A 17,299-nucleotide genomic window follows, 5' to 3' on the forward strand; every position below is an offset into this window, starting at 1 on the left:
TCAGTCGGCGCGTCGGCCCAGTGCGTCGAGCTCGCGCAGCCCCGGGGTCCGCTGGATCACCGCCGTGAAGCTGACCTTCTCGCTGGCGGCGGTGAGCCCGGCGAGGACGGCGAGCAGACCGGCCCGGCCGAGCGGGCCGGTGCGGGCGGCGAGGGCGACGCCGAGCAGCGCCCCGAGCGCGTTCGCGCCGCTGTCGCCGAGCATCACGTCCTCGGCCAGGTCGTCGCGGAGCAGGCCGGCGGCGGCGCCGGCCGCGCCCGCGGCGATCCCGCCCTGCGGGCCGCCGGTCAGCGGCGCGGCGAGCAGCAACCCGGACTTGATCGCCCGGCCCGGCCGCAGGTCGAGCAGGTTGAGCAGGTTGGCCGTGCCGGCGATCACGCCGGCGCCCAGCAGCACGTCGAGCCCCCGGCCGAACGCACGATGCTTCTGTCGGCGCGGGTGCGCGGCGACCCGGGGGTCGGCGGCGAGCAGCGCGGCGGCGCCCAGCCCGGCGGCGCCCACCCCGACGATCTTGACCAGACCGGCGGTGACCCGCCCTTCGCGCAGCGCTGCGAGGTGCCCGGCGAAGCCCTTGGCCGTCTTCTGCTCCGGCCGCGCGCCGACCACGTCGTCGTACAGCCCGACGCCGCCCGCGCCGAGACCGGCGACCAGGGCGGCCCCACCAGCCGCGCCGCCGGTGGCACCGAACGCGCCGGCGGCGGCCGCGCCGGCGGCGAGCGCCGGCCCGGCTGCCAGGCTCACCGTGCGGCCACGGAAGTTGGTGCGCTCCAATGCGGGCCCGGCCGGCGAGGTACGCGCCTCACGAAGCGCGTAGCGGGCCGCCGCGGCACCCGCGCCGGCGATCAGCAGCCGGCCCAACGTGCTCACGCCGCCACCTCGCTCGCTCGGTCAGGCGCCACCAGCTCGGATCCGGACACGGGGGTACGTCGTTCGCTCACTGGGGCAGTCTAGGCAACAGGCCCGAGGCCGCGTTGTCGCCGACGCCGTACTGCCCGGCCTTCTTCTCGGTGAGTTGCTGCACCAGGGCGAGGGTGGTGACCACCTGGCCCTGCACGGTGTTGGCGTTGTCGACCGTGGAGATGGTCTGGGCGAGCACCGGATCGCCACGCACCACACCGACCAGGTTGCCGCCGACGGAACCGTTGCCGGCCACCACGATCGAACCGGTGCGGTCGAACTGCTCCGCGATCTTGACCACCGACTCGTCGCGCCGGTCGGAGTCCTTGTCGACGTACGGCTGGCCGCTGACCACGACGACGGCCTCCGCCGAGGCGGTGACCTTGTTGCTGTCGGTGGTCAGGTAACCGGCGTTGTTGTAGGCGGCGAGCACCGCCCGCCGGTCGGCGTCGCTGACCGGCGCGACGCCCTGGGCCCGGTCCAGCAGGACGCTGGCCAGCAGCGCGCTGGAGGTCTCCACGCCGTGCCCGTTCCCCGGCAGGCCGGTGGTCTGCGCGGTCGGGCGGGCCGCGGTGACGGCCAACTCCAACAGGTTGGAGTTGTTGTCCGGGTTGATGAACTTGTCCTGCAGCTCGACCTGGCCGGTGATGGTGGCCCCGGCGAGCTGGAGCTTCTTGAGCACGGCCTCGGTGTGGTCGCGCCCGTTGGGCAGGCTGAGCACCACGACCCGACGCCCGGTGAGGGTGTTGGGCAGGAGGAGCTGGGAGGTCGCCTCGGCGAACTCCTCTTCCAGCGCGAGTTGCTTCTCCATGTTGCTGACCGTCTGACGCCAGTGCTGGTTGTCCTTGCGTAGCCCGGTGACCTGCCCCTCGAGCGAGTCGGCGACGGGGCCGTTGAGGGCGGCTGTGCCGACCACCAGACCGATCGCCAGAGCCAGGAAGACCGCGGTGAGGGACACCACGTGGTAGCGGAAGTTGATCACGCTTGCAGCCTCTTGATCGGTCGGGAACTAGAAAAGCCGGTACAGCTGGAACACGAAATTGTCCCACCACTCGGCGACCACGCCCAGGTACGCCTTACCGACTGTCGACACGGCCACCGCGGACGCCATCGCCGCGATCGCCGACAGGACGAGCAGCAGCAGCGACGAGCCGGAGATGCTCTGCCGGTAGAGCCGGCTCACCCCCTTGGCGTCGACCAGCTTGCCGCCGACCTTCAGTCGGGTCAGGAACGTCGAGGCCATCCCGCCGCGCCCCTTGTCGAGGAACTCGACGAGGGTGGCGTGGGTGCCGACGGCGACCAGCAGCGAGGCGCCCTTCTCGTCGGCGAGCAGCATGGCGAGATCCTCGCTGGTCGCCGCGGCCGGGAAGGTGATCGCCGGCACACCGAGGCCGTTGACCCGGGGCAGGCCGGGCGCACGCCCGTCCGGGTACGCGTGCACGATCACCTCGGCGCCGCAGCGCAGCACGTCGTCGGTGACCGAATCCATGTCCCCGATGATCATGTCGGGGGTGTAGCCGGCCTCGACCAGGGCGTCCGCGCCGCCGTCAACGCCGATGAGCACCGGCTTGAACTCCCGGATGTACGGGCGCAGCACGTCCAGGTCGGCCTTGTAGTCGTAGCCGCGCACCACGATCAGGCAGTGCCGGCCCTGGATCTGGGTCTCGATGTCCGGCACTCCGACACCGTCGAGCAGCAGGTCGCGTTCCTGGCGCAGGTAGTCCATCGTGTTGGCGGCGAACGCCTCCAACTGCACCGACAGACCCTCCCGCGCGTCAGCCATCGCCTTGCCGACCGACTCGGCGTCCTGCAGGCTGCCGTGGGCCACCGGCTCGTCACCGGCGAAGACCGTGTTGCCCTCGATGCGCACCTGGTCGCCCTCGCGGATGCGTTCGAAGACGCCCTCACCCAGGTCGTCGAGGAGCGGAATGCCGGCGGCGATCAACACCTCCGGGCCGAGGTTCGGGTAACGGCCCGAGACCGAGGGCTTGGCGTTGAGCACCGCCGCGACACCGACGGCGACGAGCGAGTCGGCCGCCACCCGGTCCAGGTCGACGTGGTCGATGACCGCTATGTCACCGGGGCGCAGCCGACCGACCAGGCGTTTCGTCCGGCGATCAAGGCGCGCGGTGCCGAGGACTCTGCCCGGTTCGGAGTTCCGGTTCCGGCGCAACGTGGGTAGACGCATCGTGACCATCCTGGCATGTGAGGCAGGCTTTTCTGTCGCGACATGCCTGAGCAGGGCCGCCTACCCAGGGAAGCACACGTCGGCACAAGCCGGTGTGCTTGCGCTCACAATACGCGGCGTCACAGCCGCCTTTCCTTGGCGGCCACGGCCAGAAGCTCCTCGGCGTGGGCGATACCCAGATCTGAATCGGGCAAACCCGCCAGCATGCGCGCCAACTCCCGGGCCCGCTCGGTGTCCTCCACCACGCGCACCCCGCTGGTCGTCACCGCGCCGCCGGTGTCCTTCGCCACCACCAGGTGCCGGTCGGCGAACGCGGCCACCTGCGGCAGGTGCGTGACCACCAGCACCTGGTGGCTGCGAGCCAGCCGGGCCAGCCGACGGCCGATCTCCACCGCCGCCTGACCGCCGACCCCCGCGTCGACCTCGTCGAAGACCAACGTGGGCGGGCCGCCCGAGCCGGCGAACACGACCTCGATGGCGAGCATCACCCGGGACAGCTCACCGCCGGAGGCGCCGCGCTGCAACGGCAGCGACGGCGCGCCCGGGTGGGCCAGCAACCGCAGCTCCACCTCGTCACCGCCGTCCGCTGTGACACCCACCTCCACGCCGTTGACCGACAGCGTCGGCTCGGCACGCCCGGCCGGACGGGGCAGCACCGCCACCTCGATCCGCGCGTGCGGCATGGCCAGCCCGGCCATCTCGACGGTGACCTGGTCGGCGAAGCGGACCGCCGCCTCCTGCCGGGAGGCGGACACCCGCCCGGCGAGGTCGGCCACCTCGACGGCGAGCCGCTGGCCCTCCCGCTCCAACTCGTCGAGCACATCGTCGGACATGTCCAGGTCGGACAGTCGGGTGCGCGCACGATCGGCCCAGGCGATCACCCCGTCGACGTCGTCGGCGTACTTGCGGGTCAACGCGCGCAGCGCCGCCCGCCGCTCGTAGACGTGCTGCAACCGGGCCGGATCCGCGTCAAGCGTCGCCAGGTACGCCGACAGCTCCGCGGACACGTCGGTGACCAGCGTGGCCGCCTCCTCCAGGCGGGCCGCCAGCTCACCGAGCGCCGGATCGGTGCCGGACTGCGCCTCCAGGGTCCGCCGGGCGGTGCCGAGCAGCACCGCCGCGTCCGGGGTCTCGTCGGCCGCCTCCGCGCCACCGGCCACGCACTGCTGGGCGATCTGCGCGGCCGTCCGCAGGCCCTCGGCGTGCTCCAACCGCTGCGCCTCGGTCTTCAGGTCGTCGTCCTCACCGGGCTGCGGATCCACCCGGGTGATCTCGTCGAGGCCCAACCGCAGCAGGTCCGCCTCCTGGTTGCGCTCGCGGGCGTTGCGCCGCCGGTCGGCCAGGTCGTCGACCACCCGACGCCACCCCGTGTACGCCTCGCGCAACGCGTCGAGCAGCTTCTCGTGCGCCGGGCCGGCGAACCGGTCCAGTGCGGCCCGCTGCTCCGCCGGGCGCAGCAGCCGCAGCTGGTCGGACTGGCCGTGCACGGCGACCGCCTGCTCGCCGACCTCACCGAGCATCGACACCGGCATGCTCCGGCCGCCGACGTGGGCGCGCGATCGCCCCTCCACCGTCACCGTGCGGCTCAGCAGCACCGAGCCGTCCTCGTCGGGCTCGCCACCGGCCTCGGTGATCCGCGCGTGCACGGCGTCGGCGACCCGCCCGTGCAGCCGCAGCCGCCCCTCCACCACCGCGCGGCCGGGTTGGGCACGGACCCGCCCGGCGTCGGCCCGGCCGCCGAAGAGCAGGCCGAGGCCGGTGACCACCATCGTCTTGCCCGCACCGGTCTCGCCGGTGATGACGTTCATGCCGCCGGTCAACGGCAGCGTGGTGTCCTCGATGACGCCCAGTCCGGTGATGCGCAGCTCTTCCAGCACAGCCACCGACAGTAGACGCGAGGCACGACAATTGACCAGCCGACGGGCCCGGGTACGGCCCGTACCCGGCCGACGTACAGTTCTGCCCCGTGTTGGACGTGATCGGCCTGACCCCGGCTGAGGAGGAGCTTTACCGCTGCCTGCTCCAGCTCACCACGGCCCGCATCGACGAGTTGGTCCGTCGCCTGCACCGGCCCCGTGAGCAGGTCGTCGCCCAGGTCGAGGCACTGCGCGGCAAGGGCCTCGTGCAGCGCAGTGACAACGACCCGGACGCCCCGCTGCGCCCGACCGCCCCGGACGTCGCCCTCGGCGGGACGCTGCTGCGCCGCCAGGAGGACCTGGAGTCGGCCCGCCGACTGGTCACCCAACTGGCCGAGGAATACCGTTCCGGGCTGCGTCGCCACCACGTCGACCACCTCGTGGAGGTGATCACCGGCGCCCGGGTTCTTCGGGACCGCCTGCGCGACCTGCAGAACTCGGCGCGTACCGAGGTGCTCTGGTTCTGCCGGGCCAATCCCCTGGCCATGGCCGGCCCGGAGAATGTCGAGGAGTTCGACGCGCTGGCCCGTGGGGTGAACTACCGGGCCATCTACGAACGCGACCTGCTGCTGGAGCCGGGCGCGTTGGCCGACCTGGCCAAGGGGGTCGCCGCCGGTGAGCAGGCCCGCGTCCTGGACCGGCTGCCGGTCCGACTGGCCATCGTGGACGCCCGCACGGCCATCTGCCCGTTGGTGCCGGACCGCGACGGCGGCGAACCGAGCGCCGCCGTGATCGGCCGCAGTCAACTGCTCGACGCGCTGCTCGCCCTGTTCGAGAGTCACTGGCGGGTGGCCACCCGGCTGCGCCTCGACAATCCCCTCGCCGTCGCGGCCCCCGAGGGTCGGCGGCCGGAACCCGCTGACCAGCCGGGCGACGGCTACCAGCCCGACGCCGACGAGGCCCGGCTGCTGTCGCTGTTCGTCGCGGGCGTACCGGACAAGTCCATCGCCTCCCAGCTCGGGGTGAGCCGGCGCACCGTGCAACGGCGCATCGCCGACCTGATGGCCGCCGCCGGCGTGGACACCAGGCCCGGGTTGGCGTTCCAGGTGGCCCGACGCGGCTGGCTCTGACGCGTTGGGGCCCGCCGTCGACCGACGGCGGGCCCTCGACCGGCAGGGCGGGACGGCCAGGCCGCCCCGCCCGCCCGATCAGCGCAGCCCGTACGCCTGGAGCACCGTCTGCTCGACGGTGTTCCCGGCCCGGTCGGCGGCGTGCACCCGCAGCGACACCGTTCCGCGCCCGGCCGGCACGGTAGCGGTGTACCGGGTGCCCGACCCCCTGGTCGGCGCGTTCCGCCAGGTGACACCGCCGTCGAAGGAGACCTGCACCCGAACGCTGGTGCCCGTCGGCGAAGACACCCCGGCCGGCTGCCGCAGGGTCAGCCCCAGCTGGTGCGACCGGTTGCCGCGTACGGTGCCGAGCAGGTCGGCCGGCACCCGGTAGTCCACCTGGAGCAGCGACAACGCCTTGGCGGCGTCGCCCGCCGGTCGAGCCGAGGTGAACTCCCAGGCCGTCTCGGTGCGCGTGCCGTAACGCCACTCGGCCGAGGACCGCTGGGTGGTCACGTCCAGGCGGTAGCGGGCGGCCCCGGCGGTGGTGGGCACCGACGCCCAGCCGTCGGAGAGGTCGGCGATCTGCTGTCCGTTGCGGCTGACCCGCACCGCGACGGTGTCCGACTCCTCGCTCTCGCCGGCCACGCTGTAGTGCCCGTCGGCATCGACGAACTCGGGCACCCGCAGCTCCAGGTTGTCACCGGTGCGGGTGGGCACCGGCGCCCCGCTGGCCGGGACGGCCGGGCGGAGCACCGGCGCGTGCCAGGTCTCGGTCACCCGGTCGTCGGCGGCATAGCGCCGGGGCTGCTGGGTCAGACCACCGGCCAGCTGCCCCCACTGCATGAACATCTGCTTGTGCAGCACCCGTTGCTGCCACCAGGAGTCCCCGGCGCTGACGAACTCCTGCCGGGTGGTGCCGTTGCGGACCATGCGCTGGTCGTCGTTCCAGGCGTACTCCTGCCACGGACGCCAGCCGAACCGCTCCTCGGTGGCCCAGCCCGCACCCGTGTCGCCGTAGCTCGCTGTCACCTCGGCGGTGTTCTTCGCGGTCACCGTGTGCACGACACGCTCCGGCACCCGACCCTTCGACACCTGCCACACGTCGTACAGGTAGGGGCTGTCCACGGTCAGCGTCAGGTCCAGCGTCGCCCGGCCCTTGCGCGCCGCCGCGATCAGCCGCTGCCCGTCGTCGTACGCGACCACCATCGACGGGATCGGCAGCCGCTCTCCGGTGGGCCGCCAGACCGTCCACGCGCTCTGGTCCTCCGGCCGGACGACCATCACCGCGGCGGCGCCGGCTGCCGCGGCGGCGGCCACCTGCTCCTCTTCCGAGCGGTTCGGGTCGGCGCCGAGCAGCACGGCGGCACCCCGCACCCGGGTCAGCTCGGCGGGGGTGCCGGTGCCGGCCCAGACCAGCGGCAGCTTCCGCCGACCGGTCGGCGCCGGCGACGTGCCCAGCAGGTTGATGTCCGACGGACCGGACACCCCGCTGATCGTCGCGTCCACCATGGGTGCGACGAGCTGCCACCGCGAGGTGAACTCGAACTCGCCCTGGCGCACCTGGCGGGTCGGCGTGACGTTGACCTGCTGAACGGTGCTGTAGGCCATCACACCGTGGTCGATCTGCCGACCGTTGCCCAGCACCCGGTGCACGTAGTAGCTGAGCGTGGCCCGCTGCTCGCTGGGCTTCGGCGTCTCGATCCGCACCGGCGTGCCCTTGCGCGCGTCGAGCACCACTGTCAGGTCCCGGTCGACTGTCACCTCCGGCTCGATGATCTGGGTCATCTGCTCGTCCAGGGGGACGCCGTGCGTCATCAGCGCGGTCAGCACGTAGGTGCCCTCCTCGACCTCCAGGGTGCCCTCGCCACCCCACATGCCCCAGAAGTCCGACTCGGGCTGCTCACCGAAGACGGTCAACCCCGGCGAGAGGCCCGGCTGACCGTCCCGGTCCAGCAGCTTGATGGTGAGGTGGTGCACGGGACCGCTGACGGTGAGCCCGACCGGGGTGCGCACGGCGACGCCGTCCGTGCCTGTCGCCACCAGCCAGCCACCGTGCGGACCCCGGGCCAGCTTCGCCGGGTCGGCGCGCAGCGGCACGGCCACGCTGCCGCCCGCCGGCACGGACACCTCACCGGAGGTCACGGCGACCCCGTCGGGCTCGGCCGCGCCGGTGTCCAGATTGCGCAGTTCCAGGGCCAGTCGCAGGGTCTGCGCGGTCTTCGTGCCGTTGGTGTACGTCACGGTCCGCTCGACCGCCGCACCGCCGGTGGAGATCCGGCCGAAGTCCGCGGTGGCCGAGGCGTACACCTGCTGGCCGAGCGCCCGCGCCACGTCGACCCGACCACCACCCTGCTCGAAGACGGTCAGCGCCGGGTTCGCCTTCGTGGTGCTGACAAGCGCGTCCTTGAGCCTCGCGGCCGGCCAGTCCGGGTGTTCCTGGGCGAGGATCGCCGCCGCCCCGGCCACATGCGGAGTGGCCATCGAGGTGCCGGACGCGGTCGTGTACGCGTCGTCCACCGGCGTACCCATTGTGGTGCCGGCGGCCCGGGCGGCGACGATGCCGACGCCCGGCGCGGTGATCTCGGGCTTGAGGCCGTTGTCGCCGAGGCGCGGGCCCCGGCTGGAGAACTCCGCCAGGTTGTCGGCACGGTCCACAGCGCCGACGGTGAGCGCCGCCGCGGCCGCGCCGGGCGCGGCGACGGTACGCGCGGCGCCCGAGTTGCCGGCGGCGACCACGAACAGCGCGCCGGTCTCGGCGGTCAGGTCGTTCACTGCCTGGCTCATCGGGTCGGTGCCGTCGGTGGGGTCGCCACCGAGGCTCATGCTGACCACCTTCGCGCCGAAGTGGGCGGCCCACTCCATACCCGCGATGATGGACGAGTCGTAGCCGGAGCCACCGTCGTCGAGCACCTTGCCGACCAGCAGTTGCGCGCCGGGCGCGACGCCCTTGCGCAACCCGTCGGACGCCGCGCCGCTGCCGGCGATGGTGGCGGCCACGTGGGTGCCGTGGCCGTGCCCGTCGCGGGCGCTGCCGCTGCCGGAGAAGTCCTGCGCCTCGACGATCCGACCGGCCAGGTCCGGGTGGGTGGCGTCGACGCCGGTGTCGAGCACCGCCACCTTCACGCCGGCACCGTCGCGCCCGGCCGCCCAGGCGATCGGGGCGCCGATCTGCGGCACGGAGTGCTCCAGCGTCGGGCGGACCTTCCCGTCCAGCCAGATACGGGCGATGCCAGCACCCAGCCGGGGCGCGGCGGCAGTCGTGGTCCGGCTGGCCGGCGTACCGGCGAGCGTGGTCCACAGGCCGCCGAGGGCGCCCTTGCCGACCCGCAGCGCCGCGCCGTTGATGCTCTCCAGCGGCCGGGCGTCGGTGGCACCGGTGAGCGGCTTGACCCGCCCGGCCGCCTGCTCCTGGTAGCGCACGATCAGTGGCAACGCGCCCTGCGCGGCGTCGCCGTATCCGTCGGCGGCCAACTCCTGCACGTCGAACAGGTTGGCGTCGAGGACCCCACTCGAAACGTAGGGCAGGGCGTCGCTGGGCAGCACCCGCAGCCCGCCGTCGACCTCCAGGGTCTGGAAGATGACCCGCTCGCGCCCGGGTCCCGGGCGGACGGTGGCGGCGACCCGGCCCGGCGCCGCAGGCGCGAGCTCGACCTGGTCGCCGGTGATCAGGGTGATGCGGACGGGTGCGTGCTGGGCGGGCGTGCCCGACGTCGGGCCGGTGGGCCGGGCGGGCGGGCCGGCGGACGCCGGTGCGGCGACGCCGACCACCAACGCGCCGACCGCGCCGACGGCGAGCCAGCGTGGGGACCAGTGCATGCGATGGGCTCCTCTACTCCTCCAGGCCCGCCATCCGTAGATGAGGGCCGATCGGAGTCTGCGTCGGAGCGTGTCACCAGGTCACTAGTCGCCCGCCGCCGCAGCGGCGACATGTCGTCAGGTGGACAACTGACATCCACCGACCGTGTGCGCCACGGTCACCGGCGGCTGCCGCGCCAACCGTGCACCGGGAGGGCGAACTTGGCCACCAGCCGGTCGGTGAACGGGCGGGGGCGCAACCGCACGATGCGCACCGGCAGTGCGCCCCGGCGCACCGTCACCCGCGCGCCGGGTGGCAGGTCGTAGACCCGCCGGCCGTCGCAGGAGAGCACGGCGAGGGTGGTGAACGGGTCGACGGTGATCACGAAGGTGGACGTCGGGGCCGTGACCAACGGGCGGCTGAACAACGCGTGCGCGCTGATCGGCACCAGCAGCAGCGCCTCCACCTCCGGCCAGACCACCGGGCCGCCACCGGAGAACGCGTACGCGGTGGAGCCGGTGGGCGTGGCACAGACGACACCGTCGCAGCCGTAACGCGACAGCGGTCGGCCGTCCACGTCCACGAGCAGCTCGAGCATCTGGGCCCGCTCGCCCTTCTCGATGCTGATCTCGTTGAGCGCCCACGACTCGATGGTCGGCCCACCGTCGAACTCGGCAGTGACGTCCAGGGTCAGCCGCTCGTCGACCGTGTAGTTACGGCCGACGACGTCCCGGACGGCGGTGTCCAGGTCGTCGATCTCCGCCTCCGCCAGGAAGCCCACCTTGCCGAGATTGATGCCGAGCAGCGGCGCCTTCGCCGGCCGGGCCAGCTCGGCGGCGCGCAGGAAGGTGCCGTCCCCACCGAGCGCGAAGACGATCTCCGCGCCCTCGGCGGCCTGCGGGCCGGCCACCGGCACCACGCCGGGCAGATCGAGGTCGTCGGCCTCGTCGGCGACCACCCGTACCTCGAAACCCGCGTCGATCAGGTCCGCGGCGACCGACCGGGCGTGCTCCGTGCTGCGCCGACGGCCGGTGTGGGTCACCAACAGCGCGGTCCGGCTCATCGGCCCACCCGCCCACGTCGGACCGGGCGGCGTCGCGCCACCGGCGCGGTCGCCTCGGCACGGCCGCGTGTCACCGCGCGGCCCACTGTGGCGCCCTCGCTGCGCACGTTCACCCTGCGACCTCCTCCGCCGCGACGTCCGACACGTCGCCGGCCGTCGTCGAGCCGTCCGGCCCGGCCGCCACCACGGCCCGCACCCGCTGTGGGTCGGCCGCTGGTGCGCCCCGGCGCAACCATACGAAGAACTCCACGTTGCCGCTCGGCCCGGGCAGTGGGCTGGCCGCCACGTCGGCCAACCCGAGGCCGAGCCGCGCCGCCGTCGCGGCAACGTCCAGCACCGCTTCGGCGCGCAGCTCCGGATCACGGACCACACCGCCGGCGCCGACCCGGTCCTTGCCGACCTCGAACTGCGGCTTGACCATCAACGCCAGGTCACCGTCGTCGCGGGTGCAGCCGGCCAGCGCCGGCAGCACCAGCCGCAGCGAGATGAACGACAGGTCGGCCACCGTGAGGTCGACCTGGCCACCGATCGCGTCAGCATCGAGGGTACGGACATTGGTGCGCTCCAGGACGCGGACCCGCTCGTTCGTGCGCAGCGGCCAGGCGAGCTGCCCGTAGCCGACGTCCACGGCCACCACCTCGGTCGCGCCGGCGCGCAGCAACACGTCGGTGAACCCACCTGTCGACGCTCCCGCGTCCAGGCAACGCCGCCCGGCCACCTGCAACCCACCGGGGGCGAACGCGGCCAGCGCGCCGGCGAGCTTGTGCCCGCCCCGGGAGACGTACTCCTCGGCTGGGTCCGCGCCGGTCACCAGGAGCGGGTCGGCGGGGTCGACCATCGCGGCCGCCTTGCGGGCGACCACGCCCCGCAGTTGGACCCGGCCGGCCTCCACCAACGCGGCGGCCTGCTCACGGGAACGGGCCAGACCGCGGCGGACGAGTTCGGCGTCCAGCCGGTTACGACGTGCCATGGGTGGTTCTCCGGTCTGCTCAGGCCTGGTCGTCCCGCTCAGGTCTGGTCGATGGTGGCGAGGGTTTCGCGCAGCGTCTCGTAGGCCGCCTCGTACTGGGCGATCTGGTCGGCGGGGGCGAGCGTCGCCGCGTTGGCGATGGCCCGCACGGCGGCGTCCACCGCCGGATGCCGCGTCTCGTCGTCCCCGAGGTCCGGCGGCGGCCCGGGGCGGGCACCCACCGGAGGACCGGGGCGGGCCGGAAACGACCCGCCAGCCGGCGGCGCGGGCCGGGCCGGGAACGACCCCCCGGACGGTGGACCGGGCCGGCTCATTCGGCGTCGTCCGGCGGCTGCTTGCGGACCGCCTTCTTGGCGGGCATGACCTTCTTGGCCGGCATCACCGCCGGCGTCGGGACGTCCTCGTCGGCGGTCCGGCTGATCGTCGCCGGCGGCTTCTTGGCGACCGCCTTCTTGGCGACCGCCTTCTTCGCCACGGCCTTCTTCGCCACCGGCGCGGAGACCGGGGCACCGGCCGAGCCGTCGGACGGCACGAGACCGTTGCCCGGCCGCGCGGCGACGGCCGAGGCGGGCTGCGCCGTGGGGCCGCCGGCCGGCTCGGCGGACCGCGCCTCCCGTAGCTGCCGTTCCAGGTCGTGCACCCGCCGGGTCAGCTCGGCCACCTCGTCGGCGGTGGCCAGACCGACCGCGCCGAGGGCCCGGTCGACCTCGAAGCGGACCAGCTTGGTCAGCGCCTCCCGGTTGGCGGCGCCGGTGGTGACCAACTCCTCGCCGAGGGCCTGGAGTTGGGCGGCGGTCGCGCCGCCGGAGCCGACGAGGCGACGTGCCACGTCCTGGGCCTTCTTCCGGGGCGCCTCCGCAAGGCCCATGGCCAGCTCGAGGTAGGCGCGCCACGCGTCCTGCATGCCTGAGTCCTTCCACGGGGCGGGGTGTGCAGGTGTCACGCTACCGGGCACCCCCGACCGACCCGTGCGGTACGGTGCCGAGGACGGCGTGGCGATCAGCGAGGGGGAGATGTGGCCAGCGTGGACGAGTGCCGGCAGGCGTTGCAGGAGCTGGCCGCCCGGTTGGATCGCAACGCCGAGACGGTACGCGAACGGATCGACCTGGACCGGACGCTGGCCTGCCGGATCACCGACCTGGACACCGCGTTCCACGGCCGGATCACCGGCGGTCGGCTGGTCGAGCTGACCGCCGGCGACAACCCCAAGGCCAAGATCGCGCTGAGCACGTCCAGTGACGACCTGCTGGCCCTGGTCCGGGGCGACCTGGACGTCACCAACGCGGTGACCTCCCGCCGGGTGTCGATCAAGGCCAACCCGTTCGACCTGCTCAAGTTGCGCAAACTGCTCTGACGACCCCGCCGGGTCACGCCGCCGCAGTCAGACCGAAACTCTCCACCGCGCGGGTCGCGTCCAGGCCCACCGGGCGGATCTTCGGCAGCGCCGGCACCGGCGCCGACCAGGCCACCGCGCAGAGCGCGGCCAAGGCGTCCAGCTCGCGACCGGCCCCGGCCAACTCCAGCGTGCCGTCCCGGTCGGTCACGGACCAACCGCCAGCGTCCGCCGAGCCCGGGACCCGCACGGCGGCGGCCGGGTCGAACAACCCCGCCAGGTCCCTCGCGACGTACGTGGGACGACGCTGCGGCTCGGCGGCCAACAGATCCGGTACGCCGCTGACGCCGGTCAGCACGAGCAGGCTGTCCAGCCCAGCCCGGCGGGCGCCCTCGATGTCGGTGTCCAACCGGTCACCCACCACCAGGCTCCGCCCACCGCCACTGCGCCGGGCGGCGGTCTCGAACAGCGCCGGCTCCGGCTTGCCGACCACCACGTCGGGGTCCCGCTCCAGTGCCGTACGCAGCACGGCGACCAGCGAACCGTTGCCGGGCAGTGGTCCCCGCCCACTGGGCAGGGTGCGATCGGTGTTGGTGGCGATCCAGATCGCACCCGCCCGCACCGCGATCGACGCCTCGGCCAACTCGGCCCAGCCGACCTGCGGGCCGTACCCCTGCACCACCGCCGCCGGCTTCTCATCGGCCTGGGTGACCGGGTTCAGACCAACCGCGCGCAGCTCCGCGCGCAGCGCCTCCGCGCCGACCACCAGCACCGACGCGCCGGCGGGCAGCCGGTCGCGCAGCAGCTCGGCCGAGGCGGCGGCGGAGGTGAGGACCTCCTCCGGCCGGGCCGGCACACCCATCCCGGTCAACAGGTCCGCGACCTCACTGGACCGACGGGACGCGTTGTTGGTGGCGTACGCCACCGACCGTCCCTCGGCGTGCAGCCGGGCCACCGCCTCGACGGCGCCGGGGATCGGCCGGTCGATCAGGTAGATCACGCCGTCCAGATCGAAGACGACCAGGGTGTACCCGTCGACCAGCCGCTCCCCCACGCCCGCGCTCACCGCTGCGTCGAACCCGACTCGTCGTCCCGGGCCGGCACGGTCCCGTCGGCGTTCGCCGCGTCACCGTCCGCCACGTCGCCGGACGTCACGCCGCTGTCGCCAGCGGTGTCCGCGTCGGCGTTGCCGCTTCCGCTGGGGTGACGGTCCTCGTCCTCGTCGTCGAAGCCGTCGTCGTCGCCGGGACGGCCGACAGCGTCGTCCTCCTCGTCGTCGTCGAAGTCCTCGTCGTCGTCGTCGTCTTCGTCGTCGTCGTCGTCTTCGTCGTCGTCTTCGTCTTCGTCGGCGTCTTCGTCTTCGTCGGCGTCGTCCTCGTTGCCAGCCAGGTCGGCGTCGGGCCGGGCCGGCACCGCACCGGGAGCGCCCGGGCCTGCGGCGATCTCCTCGTCGGTCTCGTCCTCGTCGTCACCCTCGATGACCACACCGTCGAGTTCGAGCAGCCGCTCGGCGGCGTCGGTCTCATCCTCGGTGTCCACGTCGGCAGCGCGGGAGAACCATTCACGGGCCTCCTCGCGCCGACCCACCGCGAGCAGCGCATCGGCGTACGCGTACCGCAGCCGGGCCGTCCACGGCACGGTGGCCTCGCTGGTGAGGTCCGGGACCTGGAGCATCGCGACCGCGGCGTCCTTCTGCCCGAGGTCGCCCCGCGCGCCGGCGGCGACGATCAGCAGTTCGATCGCCACGGCCTGGTCCAGCTTCTCCCGGTCCGCGCCACGGAACAGGTCGATGGCCCGCTCCGGTCGGCCGAGAGCCCGCTCGCAGTCCGCGAGCACGGCCAGGTGGCTCTGCAACCCGCTCATCCGGTGGTACGTGCGCAGCTCGGCGATCGCCGACTGCCACTCCCCCGCGTGGTACGCGGCCAGGCCGACCGCCTCACGGACAGCGGAGATGCGCGACGCGAGGCGCCGGGCGGCCAGCGCGTGCGCCAACGCCTCGGCCGGGTTCTCGTCGATCAGCTGCCCGGTGGCGACCAGGTGCCGGGCCACCGTCTCGGCGACCGGCTTGTTCAGCGAGAGCAGCTCAGCGCGGACGTCCTTGTCGAGGTCCGTCGCGACGATGTCGTCCGGCAGCGCCGGGGCCGAACTACGCCCGCCCTCGAACGACTCGGAGCCACCCGCGCGGTCGTCGCGACGGAACTCCCCCTCGCGACGCGGCCGCTCGTCGGCCCGGAAACCGCCGGTACGCTCTCCGCCCCGGTAGCCGCCCTCGCGGTCACCGCCACGGGAACCGCCTTCACGGGGGGCACTGGAACGCGAGCTGTCCCGGTCCCCGCCACGGAAACCGCCCTCGCGGCGGTCGCCGCCACGGAAGCCACCGTCGCGGTCGCCGCCACGGAAACCACCCTCACGGGGGGCACTGGAACGCGAGCTGTCCCGGTCCCCGCCACGGAAACCGCCCTCGCGGCGGTCGCCGCCACGGAAGCCACCGTCGCGGTCACCACCACGGAAACCACCCTCACGGGGGGCACTGGAACGCGAGCTGTCCCGGTCTCCACCGCGGAAACCGCCTTCACGGGGGGCACTGGAACGCGAGCTGTCCCGGTCTCCACCGCGGAAGCCACCCTCACGCGGAGCGCCCGAGCGCGAACCATCACGGTCGCCGCCGCGGAAACCACCCTCGCGGGGAGCGCTGGAACGCGAACCGTCCCGGTCACCGCCACGGAAGCCACCGTCCCGGTCGCCACCACGGAAGCCACCCTCACGCGGGGCGCCCGAGCGCGAACCATCACGGTCACCGCCACGGAAGCCACCCTCACGGCGGTCGCCGCCACGGAAACCGCCGTCCCGGTCACCGCCACGGAAACCACCCTCGCGAGGCGGGCCGGAGCGAGTGCGGTCGCCGCCCTGGTACCCGCCCTCACGACGGTCGCCGCCACGGAAGCCACCCTCGCGCGGGGTGCTGGAACGGGACCCATCACGGTCGCCGCCGCGGAAGCCACCGTCACGGTCGCCACCACGGAAACCACCGTCACGCGGGGCGCTGGAACGCGAACCATCGCGGTCGCCGCCCCGGAAACCGCCCTCACGGCGGTCACCACCGCGGGAGCCACCGTCGCGGTCGCCGCCCCGGAAACCGCCCTCACGAGGCGGGCCGGAGCGAGTGCGGTCGCCGCCCTGGTACCCGCCCTCACGACGGTCGCCGCCACGGAAACCACCGTCACGCGGGGCGCTGGAACGCGAACCATCGCGGTCGCCGCCCCGGAAACCGCCCTCACGGCGATCGCCGCCACGGAAGCCACCGTCGCGGTCACCACCGCGGAAGCCACCCTCACGCGGAGCACCCGAGCGCGAACCATCACGGTCGCCGCCGCGGAAACCACCGTCACGGGGAGCGCTGGAACGCGAACCGTCCCGGTCGCCGCCGCGGAAACCACCCTCGCGGGGAGCGCTGGAACGCGAGCTGTCCCGGTCACCGCCACGGTAGCCACCCTCGCGGGGAGCGCTGGAACGCGAGCTGTCCCGGTCACCGCCACGGTAGCCACCCTCGCGGGGAGCGCTGGAACGCGAGCTGTCCCGGTCGCCGCCACGGTAGCCACCCTCGCGGGGAGCGCTGGAACGCGAGCTGTCCCGGTCACCGCCACGGTAGCCACCCTCACGGGGGGCGCTGGAACGCGAGCTGTCCCGGTCACCGCCACGGGAGCCAGAGTCGCGGCCGCCGGCGTATCCGCCTCGGGCGCCGCCGCCACTGTCGCGGTCTCCCCGGTACGGGGGCCGGTCTCGGTCATCGCGGCGCTGGCCGCGGTCGCGTCCGCCCGCACCGTCAGTACGGTCTTCGTAACGACGGGGACGGTCTCCGCCCTGCGGTCCTGAACTCACAGGTACATCCTTCCTGATTGCGCCACCAATGGCGCTACGCAGTCGAGGGCCGACCCGGATGGGGCGGCCCTCGACTGGAAGATTGTCCGGCGGCGTCCTACTCTCCCACACCCTCACGAGTGCAGTACCATCGGCGCTGGAGGGCTTAGCTTCCGGGTTCGGAATGTAACCGGGCGTTTCCCCTCCGCCATGACCGCCGTAACTC

At 73.6% G+C, this 17,299-nt stretch carries 14 protein-coding genes and 1 rRNA gene; 3 read left to right on the forward strand and 12 right to left on the reverse strand.

Annotated elements, in window-relative coordinates; genetic code table 11:
- From KBX71_RS18795 to recN, 4 genes are all read right to left on the reverse strand, one after another.
- A complete protein-coding gene (locus KBX71_RS18795; RefSeq protein WP_210819301.1) occupies positions 1 to 867 on the reverse strand; it encodes a hypothetical protein in 867 nt (288 codons plus the stop codon).
- 67 nt (positions 868 to 934) lie between these two features.
- Entirely contained in the window at positions 935 to 1,879 is a 945-nt protein-coding gene (locus tag KBX71_RS18800) for a copper transporter (RefSeq protein WP_196927232.1), read from the reverse strand.
- A 27-nt stretch (positions 1,880 to 1,906) separates the two neighbouring features.
- The gene (steA, locus tag KBX71_RS18805; RefSeq protein WP_124773929.1) at positions 1,907 to 3,085 is read right to left on the reverse strand and encodes a putative cytokinetic ring protein SteA; all 1,179 of its coding nucleotides are present in this window, start codon (positions 3,083 to 3,085) and stop codon (positions 1,907 to 1,909) included.
- A gap of 119 nt (positions 3,086 to 3,204) precedes the next feature.
- Positions 3,205 to 4,962, reverse strand: a complete 1,758-nt coding sequence (gene recN / locus KBX71_RS18810; protein ID WP_210819318.1) for a DNA repair protein RecN — start codon at positions 4,960 to 4,962, stop codon at positions 3,205 to 3,207.
- Positions 4,963 to 5,051: 89 nt separating this feature from the next.
- On the opposite strand from recN, the gene KBX71_RS18815 reads away from it, so the two are divergent.
- Positions 5,052 to 6,071 carry a helix-turn-helix domain-containing protein gene (locus KBX71_RS18815; protein ID WP_210819302.1) on the forward strand — a complete coding sequence of 340 codons (1,020 nt, stop codon included), beginning with the start codon at positions 5,052 to 5,054 and terminating at the stop codon, positions 6,069 to 6,071.
- A gap of 78 nt (positions 6,072 to 6,149) precedes the next feature.
- On the opposite strand, the gene KBX71_RS18820 is transcribed toward KBX71_RS18815, so the two are convergent.
- From KBX71_RS18820 to KBX71_RS18840, 5 genes are all read right to left on the reverse strand, one after another.
- Positions 6,150 to 9,869 (reverse strand): S8 family peptidase, encoded by a 3,720-nt coding sequence (locus KBX71_RS18820; RefSeq protein ID WP_210819303.1) that lies wholly within the window; start codon positions 9,867 to 9,869, stop codon positions 6,150 to 6,152.
- Positions 9,870 to 10,027: 158 nt separating this feature from the next.
- The gene (locus KBX71_RS18825; RefSeq protein ID WP_196927235.1) at positions 10,028 to 10,912 is read right to left on the reverse strand and encodes an NAD kinase; all 885 of its coding nucleotides are present in this window, start codon (positions 10,910 to 10,912) and stop codon (positions 10,028 to 10,030) included.
- Between the two features lie 109 nt (positions 10,913 to 11,021).
- Positions 11,022 to 11,882, reverse strand: a complete 861-nt coding sequence (locus KBX71_RS18830) for a TlyA family RNA methyltransferase (protein ID WP_210819304.1) — start codon at positions 11,880 to 11,882, stop codon at positions 11,022 to 11,024.
- Between the two features lie 38 nt (positions 11,883 to 11,920).
- On the reverse strand, positions 11,921 to 12,103 hold the full coding sequence (locus KBX71_RS18835) for a hypothetical protein (RefSeq protein WP_112584512.1): 183 nt from the start codon (positions 12,101 to 12,103) through the stop codon (positions 11,921 to 11,923).
- Between the two features lie 89 nt (positions 12,104 to 12,192).
- A complete protein-coding gene (locus KBX71_RS18840; protein WP_210819305.1) occupies positions 12,193 to 12,786 on the reverse strand; it encodes a phasin family protein in 594 nt (197 codons plus the stop codon).
- 111 nt (positions 12,787 to 12,897) lie between these two features.
- On the opposite strand from KBX71_RS18840, the gene KBX71_RS18845 reads away from it, so the two are divergent.
- Positions 12,898 to 13,236: an SCP2 sterol-binding domain-containing protein gene (locus tag KBX71_RS18845; protein WP_210819306.1), complete on the forward strand. Its 339-nt coding sequence runs from the start codon at positions 12,898 to 12,900 to the stop codon at positions 13,234 to 13,236.
- 13 nt (positions 13,237 to 13,249) lie between these two features.
- Here KBX71_RS18845 and KBX71_RS18850 read toward each other — a convergent pair whose 3' ends face one another.
- Entirely contained in the window at positions 13,250 to 14,281 is a 1,032-nt protein-coding gene (locus KBX71_RS18850; protein WP_210819307.1) for an HAD-IIA family hydrolase, read from the reverse strand.
- Entirely contained in the window at positions 14,278 to 15,264 is a 987-nt protein-coding gene (locus tag KBX71_RS18855; RefSeq protein ID WP_307847166.1) for a Replicase polyprotein 1ab, read from the reverse strand. Before KBX71_RS18855 ends, KBX71_RS18850 begins: the two co-directional genes overlap by 4 nt.
- On the opposite strand from KBX71_RS18855, the gene KBX71_RS18860 reads away from it, so the two are divergent.
- Complete coding sequence (locus KBX71_RS18860; RefSeq protein WP_210819320.1) at positions 15,253 to 17,088, forward strand: hypothetical protein; 1,836 nt, start codon at positions 15,253 to 15,255, stop codon at positions 17,086 to 17,088. The genes KBX71_RS18855 and KBX71_RS18860 overlap by 12 nt on opposite strands.
- 90 nt (positions 17,089 to 17,178) lie before the next feature.
- Here KBX71_RS18860 and rrf read toward each other — a convergent pair.
- Positions 17,179 to 17,295, reverse strand: a 5S ribosomal RNA gene (gene rrf / locus KBX71_RS18865).
- Between the last annotated feature and the right edge of the window lie 4 nt (positions 17,296 to 17,299).

The sequence above is a fragment of the Micromonospora sp. D93 genome (genome assembly GCF_018070365.1).
Classification (GTDB): Bacteria; Actinomycetota; Actinomycetes; order Mycobacteriales; family Micromonosporaceae; genus Micromonospora; species Micromonospora ureilytica.

Bases quoted from the DNA above. Each gene is read 5' to 3' on its own strand.
- KBX71_RS18830 (WP_210819304.1), bottom strand. From the start codon at position 11,882: ATGGCACGTCGTAACCGGCTGGACGCCGAACTCGTCCGCCGCGGTCTG.
- KBX71_RS18820 (WP_210819303.1), bottom strand. From the start codon at position 9,869: ATGCACTGGTCCCCACGCTGGCTCGCCGTCGGCGCGGTCGGCGCGTTG.
- KBX71_RS18825 (WP_196927235.1), bottom strand. From the start codon at position 10,912: ATGAGCCGGACCGCGCTGTTGGTGACCCACACCGGCCGTCGGCGCAGC.
- KBX71_RS18840 (WP_210819305.1), bottom strand. From the start codon at position 12,786: ATGCAGGACGCGTGGCGCGCCTACCTCGAGCTGGCCATGGGCCTTGCG.
- steA (WP_124773929.1), bottom strand. From the start codon at position 3,085: ATGCGTCTACCCACGTTGCGCCGGAACCGGAACTCCGAACCGGGCAGA.